Genomic DNA, 277 nt, shown 5'->3' on the forward strand with positions numbered 1-277 from the left:
GACCATCGGGGCGAATTAAAATGACATCAATATTTTTTAATTGATAATCCTGTATTTCTCCTACAACCACCTTTGTGTGCGAATCAATGTTTATTTTATCTATTTCTTCTTTATAAGAAGGATGTATTAATAAAATATATTTACCATCTTGCATCAATTCAAAGAGTTTATAAGTTTTCTTATTTTGAGAAGAAATAGTAAGATTTGTACATCTTTTCCCTATCAATGGATGCTTTTCTTTCATATGCATAGAGGAATATATAACCCCTAAGCCACT

1 pseudogene is annotated in these 277 nt (G+C 29.2%); it reads right to left on the reverse strand.

Annotated elements, in window-relative coordinates:
- A pseudogene (locus SB658_RS23600) lies at positions 1-277 on the reverse strand (FAD-binding monooxygenase); the annotation flags it as partial.

Origin of the sequence: Bacillus sp. SIMBA_008, from assembly GCF_046535495.1 — a bacterium.
In the GTDB taxonomy this organism is placed as follows: Bacteria; Bacillota; Bacilli; order Bacillales; family Bacillaceae; genus Bacillus; species Bacillus subtilis.